Origin of the sequence: Pseudomonas sp. 1912-s, assembly GCF_029269205.1 — a bacterium.
Taxonomy (GTDB): domain Bacteria; phylum Pseudomonadota; class Gammaproteobacteria; order Pseudomonadales; family Pseudomonadaceae; genus Aquipseudomonas.
In genome coordinates this window covers 21,842-42,478 of the sequence record NZ_JARIXR010000035.1, presented here as the reverse complement: position 1 = coordinate 42,478, position 20,637 = coordinate 21,842, and the positions used below count along the sequence as shown (strand labels likewise).

19 protein-coding genes are annotated in these 20,637 nt (G+C 61.3%); 15 read left to right on the top strand and 4 right to left on the bottom strand.

Going from position 1 to position 20,637, the window contains the following annotated elements; translation table 11 throughout:
- The first annotated feature begins 27 nt into the window (after nucleotides 1-27).
- From P3C29_RS28645 to purT, 4 genes are all read left to right on the top strand, one after another.
- Nucleotides 28-552 carry a gamma carbonic anhydrase family protein gene (locus tag P3C29_RS28645; protein ID WP_201121615.1) on the top strand — a complete coding sequence of 175 codons (525 nt, stop codon included), beginning with the start codon at nucleotides 28-30 and terminating at the stop codon, nucleotides 550-552.
- On the top strand, nucleotides 549-764 hold the full coding sequence (locus P3C29_RS28640) for a DUF1289 domain-containing protein (protein WP_087695119.1): 216 nt from the start codon (nucleotides 549-551) through the stop codon (nucleotides 762-764). The genes P3C29_RS28645 and P3C29_RS28640 overlap by 4 nt, the downstream gene beginning before the upstream one ends.
- A gap of 205 nt (nucleotides 765-969) precedes the next feature.
- Nucleotides 970-1,437, top strand: coding sequence for a hypothetical protein (locus tag P3C29_RS28635; protein ID WP_003209599.1), 468 nt, complete (start codon nucleotides 970-972; stop codon nucleotides 1,435-1,437).
- A 70-nt stretch (nucleotides 1,438-1,507) separates the two neighbouring features.
- The gene (purT, locus tag P3C29_RS28630) at nucleotides 1,508-2,689 is read left to right on the top strand and encodes a formate-dependent phosphoribosylglycinamide formyltransferase (protein WP_177083579.1); all 1,182 of its coding nucleotides are present in this window, start codon (nucleotides 1,508-1,510) and stop codon (nucleotides 2,687-2,689) included.
- A gap of 94 nt (nucleotides 2,690-2,783) precedes the next feature.
- Here the strand turns inward: purT and P3C29_RS28625 are convergent, their stop codons facing one another.
- The 3 genes from P3C29_RS28625 to ccsA all read right to left on the bottom strand — a co-directional run bounded on the left by P3C29_RS28625 (nucleotide 2,784) and on the right by ccsA (nucleotide 6,371).
- Entirely contained in the window at nucleotides 2,784-4,094 is a 1,311-nt protein-coding gene (locus tag P3C29_RS28625) for an MFS transporter (RefSeq protein ID WP_010176830.1), read from the bottom strand.
- Nucleotides 4,095-4,316: 222 nt separating this feature from the next.
- The gene (locus P3C29_RS28620; protein WP_201121613.1) at nucleotides 4,317-5,555 is read right to left on the bottom strand and encodes a transporter associated domain-containing protein; all 1,239 of its coding nucleotides are present in this window, start codon (nucleotides 5,553-5,555) and stop codon (nucleotides 4,317-4,319) included.
- Nucleotides 5,556-5,567: 12 nt separating this feature from the next.
- A complete protein-coding gene (gene ccsA, locus P3C29_RS28615; RefSeq protein WP_003209591.1) occupies nucleotides 5,568-6,371 on the bottom strand; it encodes a cytochrome c biogenesis protein CcsA in 804 nt (267 codons plus the stop codon).
- 243 nt (nucleotides 6,372-6,614) lie between these two features.
- Between ccsA and ffh the strand changes: the two genes are divergently transcribed.
- The 11 genes from ffh (at nucleotide 6,615) to P3C29_RS28560 (ending at nucleotide 19,997) form a co-directional block, all read left to right on the top strand.
- Complete coding sequence (gene ffh / locus P3C29_RS28610) at nucleotides 6,615-7,991, top strand: signal recognition particle protein (RefSeq protein ID WP_003209589.1); 1,377 nt, start codon at nucleotides 6,615-6,617, stop codon at nucleotides 7,989-7,991.
- Between the two features lie 250 nt (nucleotides 7,992-8,241).
- Complete coding sequence (rpsP, locus tag P3C29_RS28605; RefSeq protein WP_003209587.1) at nucleotides 8,242-8,493, top strand: 30S ribosomal protein S16; 252 nt, start codon at nucleotides 8,242-8,244, stop codon at nucleotides 8,491-8,493.
- A gap of 5 nt (nucleotides 8,494-8,498) precedes the next feature.
- On the top strand, nucleotides 8,499-9,035 hold the full coding sequence (rimM, locus tag P3C29_RS28600; protein ID WP_003175898.1) for a ribosome maturation factor RimM: 537 nt from the start codon (nucleotides 8,499-8,501) through the stop codon (nucleotides 9,033-9,035).
- A gap of 43 nt (nucleotides 9,036-9,078) precedes the next feature.
- Entirely contained in the window at nucleotides 9,079-9,789 is a 711-nt protein-coding gene (trmD, locus tag P3C29_RS28595) for a tRNA (guanosine(37)-N1)-methyltransferase TrmD (RefSeq protein WP_237151084.1), read from the top strand.
- Nucleotides 9,790-9,834: 45 nt separating this feature from the next.
- The gene (gene rplS / locus P3C29_RS28590; RefSeq protein WP_003175895.1) at nucleotides 9,835-10,185 is read left to right on the top strand and encodes a 50S ribosomal protein L19; all 351 of its coding nucleotides are present in this window, start codon (nucleotides 9,835-9,837) and stop codon (nucleotides 10,183-10,185) included.
- A gap of 111 nt (nucleotides 10,186-10,296) precedes the next feature.
- Nucleotides 10,297-11,193: a site-specific tyrosine recombinase XerD gene (gene xerD / locus P3C29_RS28585; RefSeq protein WP_010176826.1), complete on the top strand. Its 897-nt coding sequence runs from the start codon at nucleotides 10,297-10,299 to the stop codon at nucleotides 11,191-11,193.
- Nucleotides 11,194-11,347: 154 nt separating this feature from the next.
- Complete coding sequence (gene dsbC / locus P3C29_RS28580; RefSeq protein ID WP_003209582.1) at nucleotides 11,348-12,079, top strand: bifunctional protein-disulfide isomerase/oxidoreductase DsbC; 732 nt, start codon at nucleotides 11,348-11,350, stop codon at nucleotides 12,077-12,079.
- Between the two features lie 127 nt (nucleotides 12,080-12,206).
- Complete coding sequence (locus P3C29_RS28575) at nucleotides 12,207-13,511, top strand: homoserine dehydrogenase (protein ID WP_010176825.1); 1,305 nt, start codon at nucleotides 12,207-12,209, stop codon at nucleotides 13,509-13,511.
- A 67-nt stretch (nucleotides 13,512-13,578) separates the two neighbouring features.
- Nucleotides 13,579-14,988, top strand: a complete 1,410-nt coding sequence (gene thrC, locus P3C29_RS28570; RefSeq protein ID WP_275966034.1) for a threonine synthase — start codon at nucleotides 13,579-13,581, stop codon at nucleotides 14,986-14,988.
- A 142-nt stretch (nucleotides 14,989-15,130) separates the two neighbouring features.
- Nucleotides 15,131-18,679 carry a transporter substrate-binding domain-containing protein gene (locus P3C29_RS28565; protein ID WP_275966033.1) on the top strand — a complete coding sequence of 1,183 codons (3,549 nt, stop codon included), beginning with the start codon at nucleotides 15,131-15,133 and terminating at the stop codon, nucleotides 18,677-18,679.
- Nucleotides 18,680-18,752: 73 nt separating this feature from the next.
- Nucleotides 18,753-19,997 carry an EAL domain-containing response regulator gene (locus tag P3C29_RS28560; protein ID WP_201121611.1) on the top strand — a complete coding sequence of 415 codons (1,245 nt, stop codon included), beginning with the start codon at nucleotides 18,753-18,755 and terminating at the stop codon, nucleotides 19,995-19,997.
- Here P3C29_RS28560 and P3C29_RS28555 read toward each other — a convergent pair.
- Complete coding sequence (locus tag P3C29_RS28555) at nucleotides 19,966-20,619, bottom strand: response regulator transcription factor (protein WP_169387195.1); 654 nt, start codon at nucleotides 20,617-20,619, stop codon at nucleotides 19,966-19,968. The two genes, P3C29_RS28560 and P3C29_RS28555, sit on opposite strands and share 32 nt — an antisense overlap.
- Nucleotides 20,620-20,637 lie beyond the last annotated feature (18 nt).

The following is a 20,637-nucleotide window of genomic DNA, read 5'->3' as shown; positions in this document are numbered from 1 at the left end:
CATCGTTTCCGCCGTGAGGAACCACCTATGAAATACCGCCTGGGCGACGCCCGAGTCGAAACCCATCCCGACAGTTGGGTGGCCCCCAATGCCACGCTGGTGGGCAAGGTCAAGCTGGAGGAGGGCGCCAACGTCTGGTTCAACGCGGTGTTGCGCGGCGACAACGAGCTGATCCTGATCGGCAAGAACAGCAACGTGCAGGACGGCAGCGTGATGCACACCGACATGGGCTACCCGCTGACCCTGGGCACCGGTGTGACCATCGGCCATAACGCCATGCTGCATGGCTGCACCGTCGACGATTACAGCCTGATCGGCATCAATGCGGTCATCCTCAACGGGGCGAAGATCGGCAAGCACTGCATCATCGGCGCCAATTCGCTGATTGGCGAAGGCAAGGAAATTCCCGACGGTTCGCTGGTGATGGGCTCGCCGGGCAAGGTGGTGCGGGAACTGACTGACGTGCAGAAGAAGATGCTTGAGGCCAGCGCTGCGCACTATGTGCATAACGCCCGGCGTTATGCCCGTGACCTGGCTGAGCAGGAAGAATGAACCCGGTGGAACGCCCCGTCGCCTCGCCCTGCGTGAGCATTTGTGCGCTGGATGACGACGATATTTGCACCGGTTGCCAGCGCACGGTGGATGAAATCACCCGCTGGAGCCGCATGGACAATGCCGAGCGCCGGGTGGTGCTGGGGTTGTGCCATGAGCGGGCGAAGGCGAGTGGGCTGGTGTGGATGATTCCCGGTAAATCCGGCGCCTGATCGCTAGAGGGCTGCACTTAATGTGGCGAGGGAGCTTGCTCCCGCTGGGCTGCGAAGCAGCCCCAAATCAGACGACAGCATTACTTCAGGTACACCGCTATCGCCCATTTCAGGGCCGCTTCGCGCCCCAGCGGGAGCAAGCTCCCTCGCCACATTGATGGGTTGTGCAGTACCCTGTGGCCCTTGTTCACAGGTCCCTCGCCCCATGTTCTTCCTGATTGCCTACATCAGCAGTGTCGTGCTGATCAACTTTGCCTTTTCCACCGCCCCGCACCTGGACGTCATCTGGTCTGCCTGGGGCGGCTTGGTGTTTGTATTGCGGGACATGGTGCAAACCCGCTTCGGCCATGGCGCGATCATCGCCATGCTGGCGGCGCTGGTGCTGTCCTACATCACGTCCGATCCATCCATCGCCCTGGCCAGCGCCACGGCGTTTGCGGTGTCGGAGTGCATCGACTGGCTGGTGTTCAGCATCACCAAGCGTCCGCTCCACGATCGCCTGTGGATAAGTTCGGCGCTGAGCATTCCCCTCGATACCTTTATCTTTTTCGGCCTGATCGGCGCGCTGACGCCTGCGGTGGCGGGCACTGCGCTGGTCTCGAAGTTCGCCGGCGTTACCGTGGTATGGCTGGCCATGGCCTGGCGTTTGCGCCGGCAGCGCGTCGCCAACTGAAGCCAATCTTTACAGTTCATGTAAAATGCCGGCCTTTCTCCACCATGATCCGCTCCCCTGAGGACCTGAGATGACCCGAATCGGAACTCCATTGTCGCCAACCGCGACCCGCGTAATGCTGTGTGGCTGCGGTGAGCTGGGCAAGGAAGTGGTAATCGAACTGCAACGCCTGGGCGTTGAAGTGATTGCCGTGGATCGCTACGCCAACGCGCCGGCCATGCAGGTTGCGCACCGTAGCCACGTGATCAATATGCTCGATGGCGCCGCCCTGCGTGCCGTGATCGAAGCTGAAAAGCCGCACTTCATCGTGCCGGAAATCGAAGCGATCGCCACCGCGACCCTGGTTGAGCTGGAAGCCGAAGGCTTCACCGTGATCCCGACCGCCCGCGCGACGTTGTTGACCATGAACCGTGAAGGCATCCGTCGCCTGGCCGCCGAAGAGCTGGACCTGCCGACCTCGCCGTACCACTTCGCCGACACCTTCGAGGACTACAGCAAGGCCGTCACCGACCTGGGCTTCCCATGCGTGGTCAAGCCGGTGATGAGTTCGTCGGGCAAGGGTCAGAGCCTGCTGCGCAGCGCTGATGACGTGCGCAAAGCCTGGGACTACGCCCAGGAAGGCGGCCGTGCCGGCAAGGGCCGCGTGATCATCGAAGGCTTTATCGACTTCGATTACGAAATCACCCTGTTGACCGTGCGCCACATCGGCGGAACCACCTTCTGCGCGCCCGTCGGCCACCGTCAGGAGAAGGGCGACTACCAGGAATCCTGGCAGCCACAGGCCATGAGCCCGATTGCCCTGGCCGAATCCGAGCGTGTTGCCAAAGCGGTGACCGAGGCCTTGGGTGGTCGTGGTCTGTTTGGCGTCGAGCTGTTCATCAAAGGCGATCAAGTGTGGTTCAGCGAAGTCTCGCCGCGCCCGCATGACACCGGCCTGGTGACCCTGATTTCCCAGGACTTGTCGCAGTTTGCCCTGCATGCACGGGCAATTCTCGGCCTGCCGATCCCGTTGATCCGTCAGTTCGGGCCGTCGGCCTCGGCGGTCATCCTGGTGGAAGGGCAGTCGACCCAGACCGCGTTTGCCAACCTGGGTGCAGCCTTGAGCGAGCCGGATACGGCGTTGCGCCTGTTTGGCAAGCCGGAAGTGAACGGTCAGCGCCGCATGGGCGTGGCGCTGGCACGGGATGAGTCGATTGAGGCTGCCCGGGCTAAAGCCACTCGTGCTTCGAAGGCAGTTGTTGTAGAGCTGTAACCGAGGCGCGCCCTTCGCGAGCAAGCCCGCTCCCACATTTTGATTTGTGAATACATTCAAATGTGGGAGGGGGCTTGCTCCCGAAAGCGGCCTATCAGGCGACCTTGTTCAAATCGTTATGGCGCGTCTCTTTCAGGCACAACACAGCAATCAAGCTGATGACCGCTGCCGCCGACACATACCCGCCGACATAACTCAAACCGCCCATCGCCACCAGCTTGGTCGCGAAGAACGGTGCCGCCGACGCACCCACGATCCCACCCAGGTTATACGCCGCCGAAGCGCCGGTATAACGCACGCGGGTCGGGAACAGTTCAGGCAGCATCGCGCCCATCGGGGCAAACGTCACGCCCATCAAAAACAGCTCCAGCGCCAGGAACAATGCGACGGCCCAGGTTGAACCGTGGGTCAGCAACGGTTCCATGGTGAAGCCGGAGAGGATGGTCAGGATCGCCCCCACAATCAGCACCGGCTTACGCCCGTAACGGTCGCTTGCCCACGCCGCCAGTGGCGTCGCCGCGCCCATGAACAGCACCGCGAAGCACAGCAAGCCGAGGAACGTTTCACGGCTGTAGCCCAGCGTGGACACGCCGTAGCTCAGGGAAAATGCCGTGGTGATGTAGAACAGCGCATAACACACCACCATCGACGCGGCGCCCAGCAGCACCGGCAGCCAGTGCTGGCTGAACAGTTCCACCAGCGGCACCTTCACCGGCGCTTCTTTGGCCACGGCATTCGCGAACACCGGCGTTTCATGCAGTTTGAGGCGCGCATACAGGCCCACCATCACCAGTGCCGCGCTGAGGATGAACGGAATGCGCCAACCCCAGCTACGGAACTGCTCGTCGCTCAGGCTCATGGCCAGGATCAGGAACAGCCCGTTGGCCGCTAGAAAGCCAATCGACGGCCCCAGTTGCGGGAACATGCCGAACCAGGCGCGTTTGCCCTTCGGTGCGTTCTCGGTGGCCAGCAATGCTGCGCCGCCCCATTCGCCGCCTAGCCCGAGGCCTTGGCCAAAACGCAGCACGCAGAGCAGGATCGGCGCCCACGCCCCGATGCTGTCGTACCCGGGGAGCAAGCCGATTAGGGTGGTGCACACGCCCATCAGCAGCAGGGACGCAACCAGTGTGGACTTGCGGCCGATCCGGTCGCCAAAGTGGCCGAACAGCGCCGAACCCAGCGGCCGCGCGATAAACGCGATACCGAAGGTCAGGAACGAAGCCAGCATCTGCGCCGTGCCGGAGGTTTGCGGGAAGAACACCGGGCCGATCACCAGCGCCGCGGCGGTCGCGTAGATATAGAAGTCGTAGAACTCGATGGCGGTGCCGATGATGCTCGCGGTGGCGACCCGGGCCGTCGAATTGGTCGGGGCAGCGGTCGCCGCCTCGTTATAGGTGGTGCTCATGGAGGTATCCCTGACGGTCATTGCGCGTTTGGACGCGGATTATTATTGGTCGAACACCCATGGATCAGGGGTGTGCGCGGGGCGGCTCGGGATGGGAGCAAACACCGGTCAGACACGGTAAAGCGGTGCCTGGACACGCTCAGTGCGGGTAGCACGCGGTCGGGCGGGGCTTGGGTAAGCCGCCCCGATTATAGGAAGGGGTTTGCGGATCCAACAAGGGGCTTAAGCGGCGACCGGCACCGTGCTGGTGTGCCAGATCAGCACCTTGGCCACGCGGTTGTCCTCGGTTTCGAGGATTTCCAGGCGATAGCGGCCGATTTTCAGGCACACGGCGCAATCCGGGATGGTTTCCAGCGCTTCGGTCACCAGGCCGTTGAGGGTCTTGGGCCCGTCGCTGGGCAGGTGCCAGCCGAGGGTTTTGTTCAAGTCACGGATCGAGGCGGCGCCGTCGATCACGTAGCGACCATCCAGTTGCGGCTGGATGTGGGGGTTATCGAGGTGGTGCTCGCTTTCGAACTCACCGACGATTTCTTCAAGAATGTCTTCCAGGGTCACGATGCCCAGCACTTCGCCGTATTCATCCACCACCATGCCCAGGCGGCGCTGTTGCTTGTGGAAGTTCAGCAATTGCAACTGCAGCGGCGTGCTTTCCGGGACGAAGTAGGGCTCGTGGCAGGCGGCCAGCAGTGCTTCCTTGGTCAGGCTGGCGTCGGGCAGCAGGTGGCGAATCTGCCGCGTGTTGAGCACGGCTTCGACCTGGTTGATATCGCTGTGGAATACCGGCAACCGGGTGCGCGTGGAAACCCGCAGTTGCTCGATGATTTCCTCGACCGGATCATCCAGGTTGATGCCGTCCACTTCGCTGCGGGGCACCAGGATGTCGTTGACGGTGATGTTGTCCAGCGCATGGATGCCTGGCATGCCGGGCGCGCGGCTATTGGGGATTTCGGCTTCCGGCTCGTCGTCCTGGTCCGGCTGTGGCTCGTCGCTCTTCTTGACCACGCCGGCCTTGCGGGCGAACGGGCGCAGCAGCATCAGGCTGACGCCGTTGAGCAGCCAGGCCAGCGGGTAAAGGATTTTCAGCGGCACGCTCAGCAGAGTGTTGCCAAAGCCGAGGATGGTTTGCGGGTGGCGAGTGGCCAAGGCGCGGGGCAGATAGTCGGCCAGCACCAACAGGACGGCACTGGAGATCACCCAGCCGAGCCACGGGCCGTTTTCCGCCCAGGCGTAGATCGCCAGCAAGGTGCAGAGAATCACCACCACCGCACGGCACAGGGTGTTGCACAGGATCAGGCTGTTGCGCGGGAAATTCAGGCGGGCGGCGGCTTTGTCACCCTGGCGGGTGCCGGGGCGCAGGGCCAGCAAATGTTGCTGGGCGGCTTCGATGGCGGTAAACAGCGCCGACCATAAAACCAGCAAGGCTACTACCGCAAGCATCGGCCCCAGGGGCAAGTTGTCCATGTCGGCTGCCCGTCAGATATGCAGGATGTATTCGCGAACCAGCTTGCTGCCGAAATAGGCCAGCATCAGCAGGCAGAAACCGGCCAGGGTCCAGCGGATCGCCTTGTGCCCGCGCCAGCCCAGGCGGTTGCGGCCCCACAGCAGCACGCTGAACACCACCCAGGCCAGGCACGCCAGCAGGGTTTTGTGCACCAGGTGCTGGGCGAACAGGTTCTCGACGAACAGCCAGCCGGAGATCAGCGACAGCGACAACAACGTCCAGCCGGCCCAGAGGAAGCCAAACAACAGGCTTTCCATGGTTTGCAGCGGCGGGAAGTTCTTGATCAGCCCGGACGGGTGCTTGTGCTTGAGCTGGTGGTCTTGCAACAGCAGCAGCAAGGCCTGGAACACCGCGATGGTGAACATGCCGTAGGCGAGGATCGACAGCAGGATGTGGGCGAGGATGCCCGGCTCTTCGTCTATGACCTGCACGGTGCCGGTCGGGGTGAATTGCGCCAGCAGCACCGTCAGCATGCCGAGGGGGAACAACAGCACCAGCAGGTTCTCCACCGGGATCCGGTAGCAGGCCATCAGGGTCAGCGCGATCACGGCGGCGGCGATCAGGCTGGCGGCGCTGAAGAAATCCAGGCCCAGGCCCACCGGCGTCATCAAATGCGTGAACAGGCTGGCGGCGTGAGCCAGCAGGGCGAGAACGCCAAGGCCTACCAACAGGCGTTTGTCGGCCTTGGCGCCTTGGGCCAGACGAGTGCCCTGATAGAGGGTCGCAGCGGCATACAAGATGGCGGCGGCGAGGCTGGGTAGCAAACTGGGTGACAAAGGGAGCATAAATCCTGTTAAGCAGGCCCGAAAGGCGCTGAGTTTGGCATACACCTGCGTAACACGAAAGACTCTCAGGCCAGACAGCGGGTGTGCATGGCGGCAGTCTTCGCTATAATCCGCGACCTGCCCACGCCGCAGGCTCGCCGAGCGCTGTTTTTAATAGCGATTTACCACAGCCTGGGCCGCCATTACCTCGGTCTACCAATGCATTTCGATGAATAGGGCCTGAAAGGATCGCGCATGTTTGAAAATCTGACTGACCGTCTCTCGCAGACGCTGCGCCATGTCACCGGCAAGGCCAAGCTGACCGAGGACAATATTAAAGACACCCTGCGTGAAGTGCGCATGGCGTTGCTGGAAGCCGACGTCGCCTTGCCGGTGGTGAAGGACTTCGTCAACTCGGTCAAAGAGCGCGCGGTGGGCACCGAAGTGTCCCGCAGCCTGACCCCGGGCCAGGCGTTTGTGAAGATCGTCCAGGCCGAACTCGAAAGCCTGATGGGCGCGGCCAACGAAGATTTGAACCTCAGCGCCGTGCCGCCGGCCGTGGTGCTGATGGCCGGCCTGCAAGGTGCGGGCAAGACCACCACCGCCGGCAAACTGGCGCGCTTCCTTAAAGAGCGCAAGAAGAAGTCGGTGATGGTGGTGTCTGCGGACGTTTACCGTCCGGCCGCGATTAAACAGCTGGAAATGCTGGCGGGCGAAGTGGGTGTGACCTTCTTCCCGTCCGACCTGAGCCAGAAGCCGGTCGACATTGCCCAGGCAGCTATTAAAGAAGCCAAGCTTAAATTCATCGACGTGGTCATCGTCGATACCGCCGGTCGCCTGCACATCGATGAAGAGATGATGGGCGAGATCAAGGCGCTGCATGCCGCGATCAACCCGGTAGAAACCCTGTTCGTGGTCGACGCCATGACCGGCCAGGATGCGGCCAACACCGCCAAGGCCTTTGGTGATGCGTTGCCGCTGACCGGTGTGATCCTGACCAAGGTCGACGGCGACGCCCGTGGCGGCGCCGCGTTGTCGGTCCGTGCGATTACCGGCAAGCCGATCAAGTTCATCGGTATGGGCGAGAAGAGCGAAGCGCTCGAACCGTTCCACCCTGAGCGGATCGCCTCGCGTATCCTCGGCATGGGCGACGTACTCAGCCTGATCGAGCAAGCCGAAGCTACCCTCGACAAGGACAAGGCCGACAAACTGGCCAAGAAGCTGAAGAAGGGCAAGGGCTTCGACCTCGAAGACTTCCGCGACCAGCTGCAACAGATGAAGAACATGGGCGGCCTTGGCGGCCTCATGGACAAGCTGCCGAACATCGGTGGCGTGAACCTGGCGCAAATGGGCAACGCCCAGGGCGCGGCAGAGAAGCAATTCAAGCAGATGGAAGCCATCATCAACTCCATGACCCCGGCCGAGCGCCGCGACCCTGAGCTGATCAGCGGTTCGCGCAAGCGTCGGATCGCCATGGGTTCCGGCACTCAGGTGCAGGACATCGGTCGCTTGATCAAGCAGCACAAGCAGATGCAGAAGATGATGAAGAAATTCTCCGCAAAAGGCGGAATGGCCAAGATGATGCGCGGCATGGGCGGTATGTTGCCCGGCGGCGGCATGCCGAAGATGTAAAGAATTCGAGCAAAAGCCCGCTTTTGCTCCGACCCACAGGGATGTGGGATCTCCAGCAAACCCGCCGTTGGCGGGAGCTGACTTGCCGTTTTAACCGACGGCTCTATAGCAGATCTGAATGGCACGCTGATAGGCGCCAGAAAAAGACATTTGCAAAAGTCCGGATATTCCTTAGAATATGCGGCCTTTCGGGCACCTATGCCCGCTGTGCATTTAGATTTGCAGCACCGACTACAGGAACGATGTTCACATGCTAACAATCCGTCTTGCCCTTGGCGGCTCCAAAAAGCGCCCGTTTTACCACTTGACCGTAACTGACAGCCGCAACCCACGTGACGGCTCTCACAAGGAACAAGTAGGCTTCTTCAACCCGATCGCTCGTGGTCAAGAAGTCCGTCTGTCCGTGAACCAAGAGCGCGTAGCCTACTGGCTGAGCGTTGGTGCACAACCTTCTGAGCGCGTTGCTCAGTTGTTGAAGGATGCATCTAAGGCTGCGGCCTGAGCAATATGAACGCGACGCCAGCGGTTGCTGATGATTTGATCGTTATCGGCAAGATTTATTCTGTTCATGGCGTTCGCGGCGAAGTGAAGGTGTATTCCTTTACTGATCCGACTGAAAACCTGTTGCAGTACAAGACCTGGACGCTCAAGCGCGAAGGTAGTGTGAAACAGGTAGAGCTGGTCAGTGGACGCGGGAGCGACAAGTTCCTGGTCGCAAAGCTCAAGGGTCTTGATGATCGTGAAGAAGCTCGTCTTCTGGCCGGTTATGAGATCTGCGTGCCGCGCAACCTGTTCCCTGAATTGACCGACGGCGAGTACTACTGGTACCAGCTGGAAGGTCTGAAGGTTATTGATCAACTCGGGCAACTGCTCGGGAAAATCGATCATCTTCTGGAAACCGGCGCCAATGATGTAATGGTGGTCAAGCCTTGCGCTGGCAGCCTGGATGATCGCGAACGCCTGTTGCCCTATACCGAGCAATGCGTGTTGGCCGTCGACCTGGCAGCGGGCGAGATGAAGGTGGAATGGGACGCGGACTTCTAACGTGGCTAACCTGCGCGTTGAAGTGATCAGTTTGTTTCCCGAGATGTTTTCCGCCATCAGCGAGTACGGCATCACCAGTCGGGCGGTGAAACAGGGGCTCTTGCAGCTTACCTGTTGGAACCCGCGAGACTACACGACGGATCGACATCACACTGTGGACGATCGCCCATTTGGCGGTGGCCCGGGCATGGTGATGAAGATCAAGCCCCTGGAAGATGCATTGGTTCAGGCCAAGGCAGCCGCCGGGGAGAAGGCGAAGGTAATTTACCTGTCCCCTCAAGGCCGTCAGCTGAATCAGTCGGCGGTACGCGAGTTGGCGAATCTGGAAGCATTAATCCTGATTGCCGGTCGCTATGAAGGCATTGACGAGCGTTTTATTGATGCTCATGTCGATGAAGAGTGGTCGATTGGGGACTATGTCCTGTCTGGCGGCGAGCTGCCGGCGATGGTCCTGATAGATGCGGTTACACGACTGCTGCCTGGAGCTTTAGGGCATGCGGACTCCGCGGAGGAAGATTCCTTCACGGATGGTTTGCTGGATTGCCCGCACTACACCCGACCGGAGGTGTATGCGGATCAGCGTGTTCCCGACGTATTGCTAAGTGGCAATCACGCACACATCCGGCGTTGGCGTTTACAGCAGTCCCTCGGGCGGACCTATGAACGACGCGCCGATCTTCTGGAAAGCCGCTCGCTTTCTGGAGAAGAGAAGAAGCTGCTCGAGGAATACATCCTCGCGCGGGACGATAGTTAACAACGTATCGATGGTAGGTCCGATGACTTACCTTAGGAGCACAGCATGACTAACAAAATCATCCTTGCACTCGAAGCAGAGCAGATGACCAAAGAGATCCCTACCTTTGCCCCGGGCGACACCATTGTCGTTCAGGTGAAAGTGAAGGAAGGCGACCGTTCGCGTCTGCAAGCGTTCGAAGGCGTGGTAATTGCCAAGCGTAACCGTGGTGTGAACAGTGCTTTCACTGTTCGTAAAATCTCCAACGGTGTTGGCGTAGAGCGTACTTTCCAGACCTACAGCCCGCAAATCGACAGCATGGCCGTTAAACGTCGCGGTGACGTACGTAAAGCCAAGCTGTACTACCTGCGTGACCTGTCCGGTAAAGCAGCTCGCATCAAGGAAAAACTGGCTTAAGTCCAGCTTCCCGATGCAGAAAAAAGCAGCCTACGGGCTGCTTTTTTGTGCCCGCGATTTGAGTGGTCGCGATAGGATCTATCGACACCACCGTTTTCAGCCTGAGTTCTCATGCCTGCCATTGATCACCCCCAGATAGACCGCTTCCTCGACGCCCTCTGGCTGGAAAAAGGCCTGTCGGACAACACCCGTCAGGCGTACCGCAGCGACCTGGCGTTGTTCAATGGCTGGCTGCAGGAGAAAAACCTGGAGCTGCTCAACGCCGGTCGTGAGCTGATTCTCGACCACCTGTCCTGGCGCCTGGAGCAAAACTACAAACCCCGCTCCACTGCGCGGTTTCTTTCCGGCGTACGTGGCTTTTATCGCTACCTGCTGCGGGAAAAGCTGATTGCTATCGACCCAACCCTGCAAATCGATATGCCACAGCTGGGTCGGCCATTGCCCAAATCCCTGTCGGAAGCCGACGTGGAGGCTCTACTCGCTGCCCCAGACCTGAGCGAAGCCATCGGCCAGCGCGACCGCGCCATGCTGGAAGTGCTGTATGCCTGCGGCCTGCGTGTCACCGAGCTGATCAGCCTGACCCTCGAACAGGTCAATCTGCGCCAGGGCGTGTTGCGGGTGATGGGCAAGGGCAGCAAGGAACGCCTGGTGCCCATGGGCGAAGAGGCAATCGTGTGGATCGAGCGCTACATGCGCGACGCCCGCAGCGAGCTGCTCAACGGCCGCCCCAGCGATGTGCTGTTCCCCAGCCAGCGCGGCGAGCAAATGACCCGCCAGACCTTCTGGCATCGAATCAAGCACCAGGCCAAGGTCGCGGGCATCGGCAAGTCGCTGTCGCCCCACACGCTGCGCCATGCCTTCGCTACGCATTTGCTCAACCACGGCGCGGATTTGCGCGTGGTCCAAATGCTCCTGGGGCACAGCGACTTATCCACCACCCAGATCTACACCCATGTCGCGCGGGCACGTTTGCAGGACATGCACGCCAAGCATCATCCCCGCGGATGAAAATCACGCCGGAAAAAGCCCAATTTCCCCGCGACTGGCTGCCCTGCGGCCCAACTGTGGTAGGCTTTGCCGGTTCGCAAAGGGGACGGCCCAAACCCGTGTTTGAAGATCGGTGTTCCTGCTCCCGTCCCTGCATCTGCCTTCAGGAGTTCCCATGCGCTTGACCCAGATTTTTGCCATCGCAGCCATTGCGTTGGTCTCAACCTTTGCCGTCGCCGACGACGCCGCCGAGAAGACTATCCGCAAGAGCCTGGAAGCCCTCCAGCTCGACACCCCGATTGAAAGCATCAACGCCAGCCCGATGGCCGGCCTGTATGAAGTCAAGCTCAAGGGCAGCCGCGTGCTGTACGCCAGCGCCGATGGCCAGTACATCGTCCAGGGCTACCTGTTCCAGCTGAAGGACGGCAAGCCGGTGAACCTCACCGAAAAAGCCGAACGGTTGGGCGTGTCCAAGCTGATCAACGGCATTCCAGTAGCTGAAACCGTGGTGTACCCGGCCATTGGCGAGACCAAGACCCACATCACCGTGTTCACCGACACCACCTGCCCGTACTGCCACAAGCTGCACGCCGAAGTGCCTGAGCTGAACAAGCTCGGCGTTGAAGTGCGCTACGTGGCGTTCCCGCGCCAGGGCCTGGGTTCGCCGGGTGACGAGCAATTACAAGCCGTCTGGTGCTCGGCCGACAAGAAAGCCGCCATGGACAAGATGGTCGATGGCAAGGAAATCAAGGCCGCCAAGTGCGCCAACCCGGTTTCCAAGCAATTCGCCCTCGGCCAGTCGATTGGTGTGAACGGTACGCCGGCCATCGTATTGGCTGACGGTCAGGTGATTCCGGGCTACCAGCCTGCGCCGCAAGTTGCCAAACTGGCACTGAACGCAAAGTAAGCATTATCGTCGAGCCTTTGACGATCATGACTGGCCGACCATTCGGCGGGTCATTAATAGAGAGCCGCAGTTGTGCGGCTGTTTTCACGGCCGACCTAGAGTCGGCCGTTTCATGGGGAGTTCTTCAGTGAAACCGGTCAAAGTAGGCATCTGTGGGTTAGGGACCGTCGGTGGCGGCACCTTCAACGTACTTCAGCGTAACGCTGAAGAAATTTCCCGCCGTGCAGGGCGTGGGATTGAAGTGGCACAAATTGCCACGCGTACGCCAAAGCCTCAGTTCCAGACGACCGGTATTGCGATTACCAACGATGTCTTCGAAGTTGCCACCAACCCTGAAATCGATATCGTCATCGAGCTGGTGGGCGGCTACACCGTGGCCCGCGAGCTGGTGCTCAAGGCCATCGAAAACGGCAAGCACGTGGTTACCGCCAACAAGGCGCTGATCGCCGTGCACGGTAACGAAATCTTCGCCAAGGCCCGCGAGAAGGGCGTGATCGTGGCGTTCGAAGCGGCCGTGGCCGGTGGCATCCCGGTGATCAAGGCGATCCGTGAAGGCCTGTCCGCCAACCGCATCAACTGGGTCGCCGGCATCATCAACGGCACCGGTAACTTCATCCTCACCGAAATGCGCGAGAAGGGCCGTACCTTCGAAGACGTGCTGGCTGAAGCCCAGGCCCTGGGTTACGCCGAAGCCGACCCGACCTTCGACGTGGAAGGCATCGACGCGGCCCACAAGCTGACCATCCTGGCGTCCATCGCCTTTGGTATCCCGCTGCAGTTCGACAAGGCCTACACCGAAGGCATCACCCAGCTGACCACCGCCGACGTGAACTACGCCGAAGCCCTGGGCTACCGCATCAAGCACCTCGGTGTGGCGCGCAGCACCCCGGCCGGCATCGAGCTGCGTGTGCACCCGACGCTGATCCCGGCCGACCGCCTGATCGCCAACGTCAATGGCGTGATGAACGCCGTGATGGTCAACGGTGACGCTGCCGGTTCGACCCTGTTCTACGGCGCCGGTGCCGGCATGGAGCCTACAGCCTCCTCGGTGATCGCCGACCTGGTGGACGTGGTTCGCGCCATGACCAGCGACCCGGAAAACCGCGTACCGCACCTGGCCTTCCAGCCGGATTCGCTGTCGGCCCACCCGATCCTGCCGATCGAAGCCTGCGAAAGTGCCTACTACCTGCGCATCCAGGCCAAGGATCACCCGGGCGTGCTCGCTCAGGTGGCCAGCATCCTGTCGGAGCGCGGCATCAACATTGAATCGATCATGCAGAAGGAAGTCGAAGAACAAGACGGCCTGGTGCCCATGATCCTGCTGACCCACCGCGTGCTGGAACAGCACATCAACGATGCCATCGCCGCGCTTGAAGCGTTGCAGGGTGTGGTTGGGCCGGTGGTGCGGATTCGCGTCGAACACCTGAACTAATCGTTTTGCGCCAAGGGCCCCACGCGTTCGGCGGCCCTTGTTCAAGCATGCTCTAGAGGAGCCAGTCATGCGTTATATCAGCACCCGCGGCCAGGCACCGGCCCTGAATTTCGAAGACGTTTTGCTGGCCGGTCTGGCCACTGACGGCGGCCTGTATGTGCCGGAAAACCTGCCACGCTTCACCCAGGAAGAAATCGCTTCGTGGGCCGGCCTGCCGTACCACGAGCTGGCGTTCCGGGTCATGCGCCCGTTCGTCACCGGCAGCATCCCGGATGCGGATTTCAAGAAGATCCTGGAAGAAACCTACGGCGTGTTTTCCCACAACGCCATCGCCCCGTTGCGCCAACTGAACGGCAACGAATGGGTCCTGGAACTGTTCCACGGCCCGACCCTGGCGTTCAAGGATTTCGCCCTGCAACTGCTGGGTCGCCTGCTCGATTACGTGCTGGAAAAACGCGGCGAGCGTGTGGTGATCATCGGCGCCACCTCCGGTGATACCGGCTCGGCAGCGATCGAAGGTTGCAAGCATTGCGAAAACGTCGACATCTTCATCCTGCACCCGCACAACCGCGTGTCGGAAGTGCAGCGTCGCCAGATGACCACCATCTTCGGCGAGAACATCCACAACATCGCCATCGAAGGCAACTTCGATGACTGCCAGGAAATGGTCAAGGCGAGCTTCGCCGACCAGAGCTTCCTCAAGGGCACGCGCCTGGTGGCGGTGAACTCGATCAACTGGGCGCGGATCATGGCCCAGATCGTCTACTACTTCCATGCATCCCTGCAGTTGGGCGGCCCGGCGCGTTCGGTGTCGTTCTCGGTGCCAACCGGCAACTTCGGTGACATCTTCGCCGGTTACCTGGCGCGCAACATGGGCCTGCCGATCAACCAGTTGATCGTCGCCACCAACCGCAACGACATCCTGCACCGCTTCATGAGCGGCAACCAGTACGTCAAGGAAACCCTGCACGCCACGCTGTCGCCATCGATGGACATCATGGTCTCGTCGAACTTCGAACGCCTGCTGTTCGACATGCACGGTCGCAACGGCGCGGCCCTGGCCGGCTTGATGGACAGCTTCAAGCAAGGCGGCGGTTTCAGCGTCGAGCAAGAGCGCTGGACCGAGACCCGCAAGCTGTTCGATTCCCTGGCCGTGGACGACGCCGAAACCTGCGAGACCATCGCCGAAGTCTACGCCCAGACCGGCGAGCTGCTGGACCCGCACACCGCCATTGGCGTCAAGGCCGCGCGCGAATGCCGCCGCAGCCTGGACATCCCGATGGTGATCCTCGGCACCGCGCACCCGGTCAAATTCCCGGAAGCGGTGGAGAAGGCGGGTGTTGGCAAGGCGCTGGAATTGCCACCGCACCTGGCTGACCTGTTTGAACGTGAAGAGCGTTGCACCGTGTTGGCCAATGACCTGAAAGCTGTGCAGGCGTTTGTCAGCCAGCATGGCAATCGCGGCAAGCCACTCTGACCCAACGGCTTTACGTGGTAGCTCAAGCCCGTCCTCGTGACGGGCTTTTTCATTCTGGCGAGCCATACTTGCGCGGCGACCAACAAGAATAATCAAGGAAACCAACACGGTGTGTTTATCGACCCGAGGACGTGTGTGGCTGATGTGCGTGCTTTTGCTTGGCCATGGTTCGGCAAGCCTGGCTGCCGTCAGCCTGCCGTTCAAGCTGGTGCCGGCGTTCATTGCCCTGGAACCCATGCCCCTGACGTCCAGCGAGCAGCAATGGCTGGCGGCGCATCGGCCATTGAAGGTGGGCATCTCGATTGATGACTATCAGCCGATTGATATCACTCGCGACCGCAATCGCTACCAGGGCATCAGCGCCGATTATCTGAGTCTGATCGGCGCGCGCCTGAATGCGCCGATGCAGGTATTGGGTTTCGCCGAACGGGCGCAGGCAGTGGAAGCCTTGCGTACCGGTGCCATTGATATTCTCACCAGCGCCAATGGTTATGAACGTGACGTGCCGGGCCTGCGTTTTACCGCAGACTACATGCCGGATCGTTCGGTAGTGGTCGTGCGCCGGGATGACACCACCCAGAACGAAGACCTCAAGGACAAGAAGGTGGTGCTGCTGGAGGGCTACGCCAACGTCAAGAATGTGCACCATGCTTATCCCGGCAGCCACATCATGCTGGCACCGAATCTCTACAGCGGCCTGGAAGCGCTGAAGCAAGGCGATGCCGATGCGTTTATCGGCAACGAAGTGATTGTGCGGGCCTACAAATCGCTGCGGCCCTACCTCGGCTTGCAGATCAAGGTGGAAAGCCGGCTGGCTCCCATTGGCTTTGCTTTCGCCACTCGCGAGGCCGACCCGCAGCTGGGCTCGATGATGGACCAGGCGCTGTCGAGTATCGATGACTCCGTGCGCCGGGAAATCCTCGCGCGCTGGACCACCGGGCTCGGGGTGGGTATCGCCGCCGAGCGCATCGCCTTGTCGGCCCCGGAGCAAGCCTGGGTGCTCCAGCATCCCCACGTGGTGGTGGCGTCCCAGCAACTGTCGCCTTACGTATTCAAGGACAAGGACGGCCAGTGGGTGGGGCTGAATGTGGACCTGCTCAACCGCATTTCACGCATGACCGGTTTGCAGTTCGTCATGGAGGAAGTGTCTTCCACGGCACACACCCTGGCGCTGCTGGAAACCGGCAGGGCAGACATGAACACCACCCTGGCCGAGAATCAGGAGCGCCGGGCCTTTCTCAATTTCAGCCATGGTTTCGGGGGTTCCGGCTGGGTGTTCATCCAACGCGCTGACGCGCCGCCAGTGGCCAGCTTGAGTGACCTGTCAGGCGAGGTGCTGGCGTTGCCGGCGCGCCATGTCCTGGAAGGGTATATCCGTCGCGAGCACCCCGGGATCACGCTGCAATCGGTGGAGAACTACGCCCAGGCCCGTGAACGGGTCACGCGTGGCGTGGCGGCGGCGACCATCCAGAGTGAAGTGGAAGTGCAGAGTTACCCGGCCGACGAGTTGCGCATCGGTCGCAGCGTCGAGGGCAAGTGGTCGGCCAACAGCCTCTCGGTGCGCAAGGACCAACCCGAACTGCTGAGCATCTTGAACAAGGCGTTGGAGGCGCTTCCGGTGGCGGAGCTGAGCGCCTTGCGCCTGCGTTGGCTGGGCGCCGTGCCGATCCCGGTGCCCGCCTGGCAGCGTGTGCCGCCATGGGCTTATTGGACGGTCGCCATGGCGCTGCTGTTTGTGCTGGTGTCCCTGGCCTGGAACAGCCGGCTCAAGCGTCAGATTCGCCAGCGACTGCAGGCCGAGCAGCGGCTTAACGACCAGTTGGCGTTCAAGCGCGCGCTGCTGGATGGCATGCCCAACCCGGTGTTCGTGCGCGATCTGGACGGCCGCCTGGTGACCTGCAACACCAGTTATGAACAACAACTGAATACCCGGCGCGAGCAGATTCAGGGCCTGACGCTGATGGAAAGCCGGCTGATGCCCGACGCAACGGCCGCGCGCCTGCACGCCGGCCATATGGAACAGTTGGCGACGCAGCGGTCGTTGTTCGTCGACCGGCAGTTGGAGTTCAACGGCGGGTCTTTTCATGTCTATCAGTGGACGGTGCCGTTCTTTGATGCCAAGGGCCAACTGCAGGGTTTGCTCGGTGGCTGGATCGACATCCATGAGCGCAAGGTCCTGGAGAATCAGTTGATGGACGCCCGTCAGGCGGCTGACGAAGCGAACTACGCAAAAAGCGCATTTCTCTCGACCCTGAGCCACGAGATTCGCACACCGATGACCGCCATCATCGGTCTGCTTGAGCTGGAACAGGAGCGTGCCCTGGCTGAAGGCAACCCCGTGTCCGAAGCATTGCGGGTGGCCCATCGCTCGGCACGGGAGCTGATTGAGTTGATGGGCGACAGCCTTGATCTGGCCAAGATCGAAGCCGGTCATCTGCAACTGGCACCGCAGCCCACTGAGTTGAAAGGTTTCTTCGAGGACATACAGCGCCTGTTTGAAACCATGGCGCAGAAAAAGGGCCTTCACTTGACCCTGGCATTCGACCCGGCCGCCCAGGGGTATTACTGGTTCGACCCGCTGCGTTTGCGTCAGGTCATCCATAACCTGTTGGGCAACGCGCTCAAATTCACCCCGCACGGTGAGGTTCGGGTCAGTGTCGCCCGCAAGCTTGACCGCGCGGGCGTCGAATACTTGCACCTGTGCGTGGAAGACAGCGGCCCCGGCATCGGTATCGAACAACAGGCGCGGGTGTTCAAGCCGTTTATCCAGGTCAGCGCGCTGACCGCTGCCGAGCATGGCGGGACCGGTTTGGGCTTGAGCATCTGCCAGCAACTGGTGGAGTTGATGGGCGGCAGCATCAGCCTGAGCAGTGTTGTGGGGGAGGGCACGGTGGTGTGCATCGACCTGTACCTGGACCGGGTCGGCAGTGACGACGTGCCGGCGCAACCGGGTACGGCGCCGCTGGCCGCCAGCCGCAGCCTGTCGGTGTTGGTGGTGGATGACCTGCCGGCGAACCGGATGGTGCTGGTTCAACAGTTACAGTTCCTCGGCCATCAGGTCGTGGCCGTCGACTCGGCGGAGGCGGCCCTGCAGCGTTGGCGCAACGAGGTGTTTGACGTGCTGGTCACCGATTGCAACATGCCGGGCATGTCCGGCTATGCCTTGAGCGAGGCCATACGCCGGATCGAAGCCCAGGAGCAAAGGCCGCGCAGTGCGCTGGTGGGGTGCACGGCCAATGCCTTTGAGGATGAACAGCAGCGCTGCCGGGAGGCTGGAATGGATGAGCTGCTGGTCAAGCCCGTGACCCTGGAGCACTGGACACGGGTGCTCACCCGCGTGGCGCCTTCGCGCTCGTTCAGTATCCAGACGCTGCGCACCATGACTCAGGCCGACGGGCCGGTTTTGCAGCGGATGTTGGAGGAACTGGCGAGGAGCCTTGAGCAGGAGCAGCAGGTGCTGGCCGCCGCCATGGCAGATCACGACCAGGCCCGGCTGGGGGCCTCGCTGCATCGCCTGAAGGGCATTTGCTGCCTGGTGGATGCGTTGCCGTTGGCCAAGGCTTGCGTGGCGCTTGAAGGCTGTATTCGCGAGCAGCGCAATGCTGAAATTGACGTGCACTGGTTGGCGCTGTGCGATGCATTGATCGAGTTCCGGTGCGAGCTTGAGGGCCATCTGAATCAGCACAAATAGGACATGTCCTATGGGGAAAGCGCGGTGTTTTGGCTAGTCTTCGCGCCCTCGCTTCTCCCCGGTATTGTTTTCCATGCGCTCCCTCAATGTCCTGATCCTCGAAGACAACCCGTTCCAGCTGATGGCCCTGCATCAGATGCTCAATGCCAACGGCGTATTCAATGTACGCACGGCTGAAAGTGTCGACGCCGCTCGCCAGTCCCTGGAGAGCAAGGGCGCGGTGGACATTGCGATTTGCGATCTGTACCTGGAGCAGGGGGATGCTCTGGAACTGATCCGCGAACTGGCTGAGCGTCGTCTGGCGCAAGTATTGATCCTGCTGAGCAACGCCGAGCCGGATGTGCTGGACGGTGTGGCGAACATGGCGCGCCAGCTGGGGCTTAACGTGCTCGGCTGTTTGCCCAAACCGGCGTCGGCAAAGCTGATCGGGCAAGTCTTGACGGCGTGCCGGGAGCGCTTGCGGCCTGGGCCGCCAGTGATGTCCTGGGGGCGGGTGCGCCAGTTGCTGGGCTTGAGCGACATAGAGCAATTGCCGCCTTCGGCGGATGTGAGCCAAGCGGCTATCGCCCGTTGCGGCACTGTCTGGTATCAGCCCATCGTCAGCCAGGCGGGCGCGTTGCAAGGTGTCGAAGCGCTGGCACGTTGGCAACTGCCTGAAGGCGAACGGCTGTTGCCTGACGCGTTTCTGCCGGTGCTGGAGTTTGCCGGAATGGAAGAGGCATTTACCTGGCATGTGTTGGAGCAGGCGCTGGGCATGGCCGCACACGTCGTGCGCGAGAGCGGCCAGGTGCTGCCGGTGGCGGTGAACATCCCCGGACGTATGCTGGAGCGCCCGCACTTTTCCCAGGTGCTGCAAGGCCTGCTGCAGCTTCACGGGGTGCCAGCTCATGGTTTGACCCTGGAGTTGGTGGAAACCTCGCGCTTTAAGACGGACAGCGCCCACGTCACCGGCTTGCTGCGTGTGCGGATGATGGGGTGCAAGCTGTCCATTGGGGATTTCGGCGTGGGCGGCACCAGCCTGCAACGCTTGCTGGAACTGCCCTTCAGCGAGCTGAAAATACCCCCGACGTTTGCCAGCGGGATGGCCAAGGATGATCGCAAGGCGGCAGTGGTTGCTGGCGCCATGAGCATGGCCAGGCGCTTGGGCGTCGGTGTGGTGGTGACCGGGGTTGAAAGCGCTGCCGATTATCACGCGGTGAGTGAGTTGGGCGCGGCATCGTTGCAAGGCTGCTACATCGCCCGGCCCATGGACGGCGAGGCGCTGAAACAGTGGATCGCGTTTCAGGCTAGGCCAGTCCGTGTTCCTGCACATAGATAAACAGCGCGGCGTCGTTGCTCAGGCCCAGCTTGCGCATGGCGCTGACTTTCTGTGCGCTGACGGTCTGCTTGCTGCGGTGCAGATTTGCGGCAATCTCGCCTACCGTCAAACCGCCGGCCAGCAGGCGGATGACTTCCAGCTCACGGGGTGACAGTTGATCCTGAGAGTGCACGCGCTCGACGCCTGCCAGGTTCAGTGACTGACTGATGGTCTGGGCCACATAACGTCGCTGCTGGCGCACCTGACGGATCGCCTCCGGCAATTCGTCCGCCAGACTGGCCTTGCTCAGCAAACCCATGACGCCCAACTCCAGGATGGCGTGAAACAACCCGGCGTTATTGAGCATGGTCACCACCACGATGGGCAGCGCCGGGTGATGCCGGCGCAGTTGTTCAATCAGGCGCAAGCCGTCGGCCTGGGGCTCGGCGGGCATCATGAAGTCGGTGACCACTACGTCACAGGCACAGTGTTGCAGCAGCTCGCCGAGGGCCTGGGGAGAATTGGCCTCACCGACGATGGTTAGCCGTTCGTCACGCTCCAGGACCGCCCGCAGGCCGATGAGGAAAATCGGATGGTCGTCGGCGAGGACGATGCGCAATGGTTTTTCAGACGCTTCTTTCAATACAGGCTCCCGGGGTAA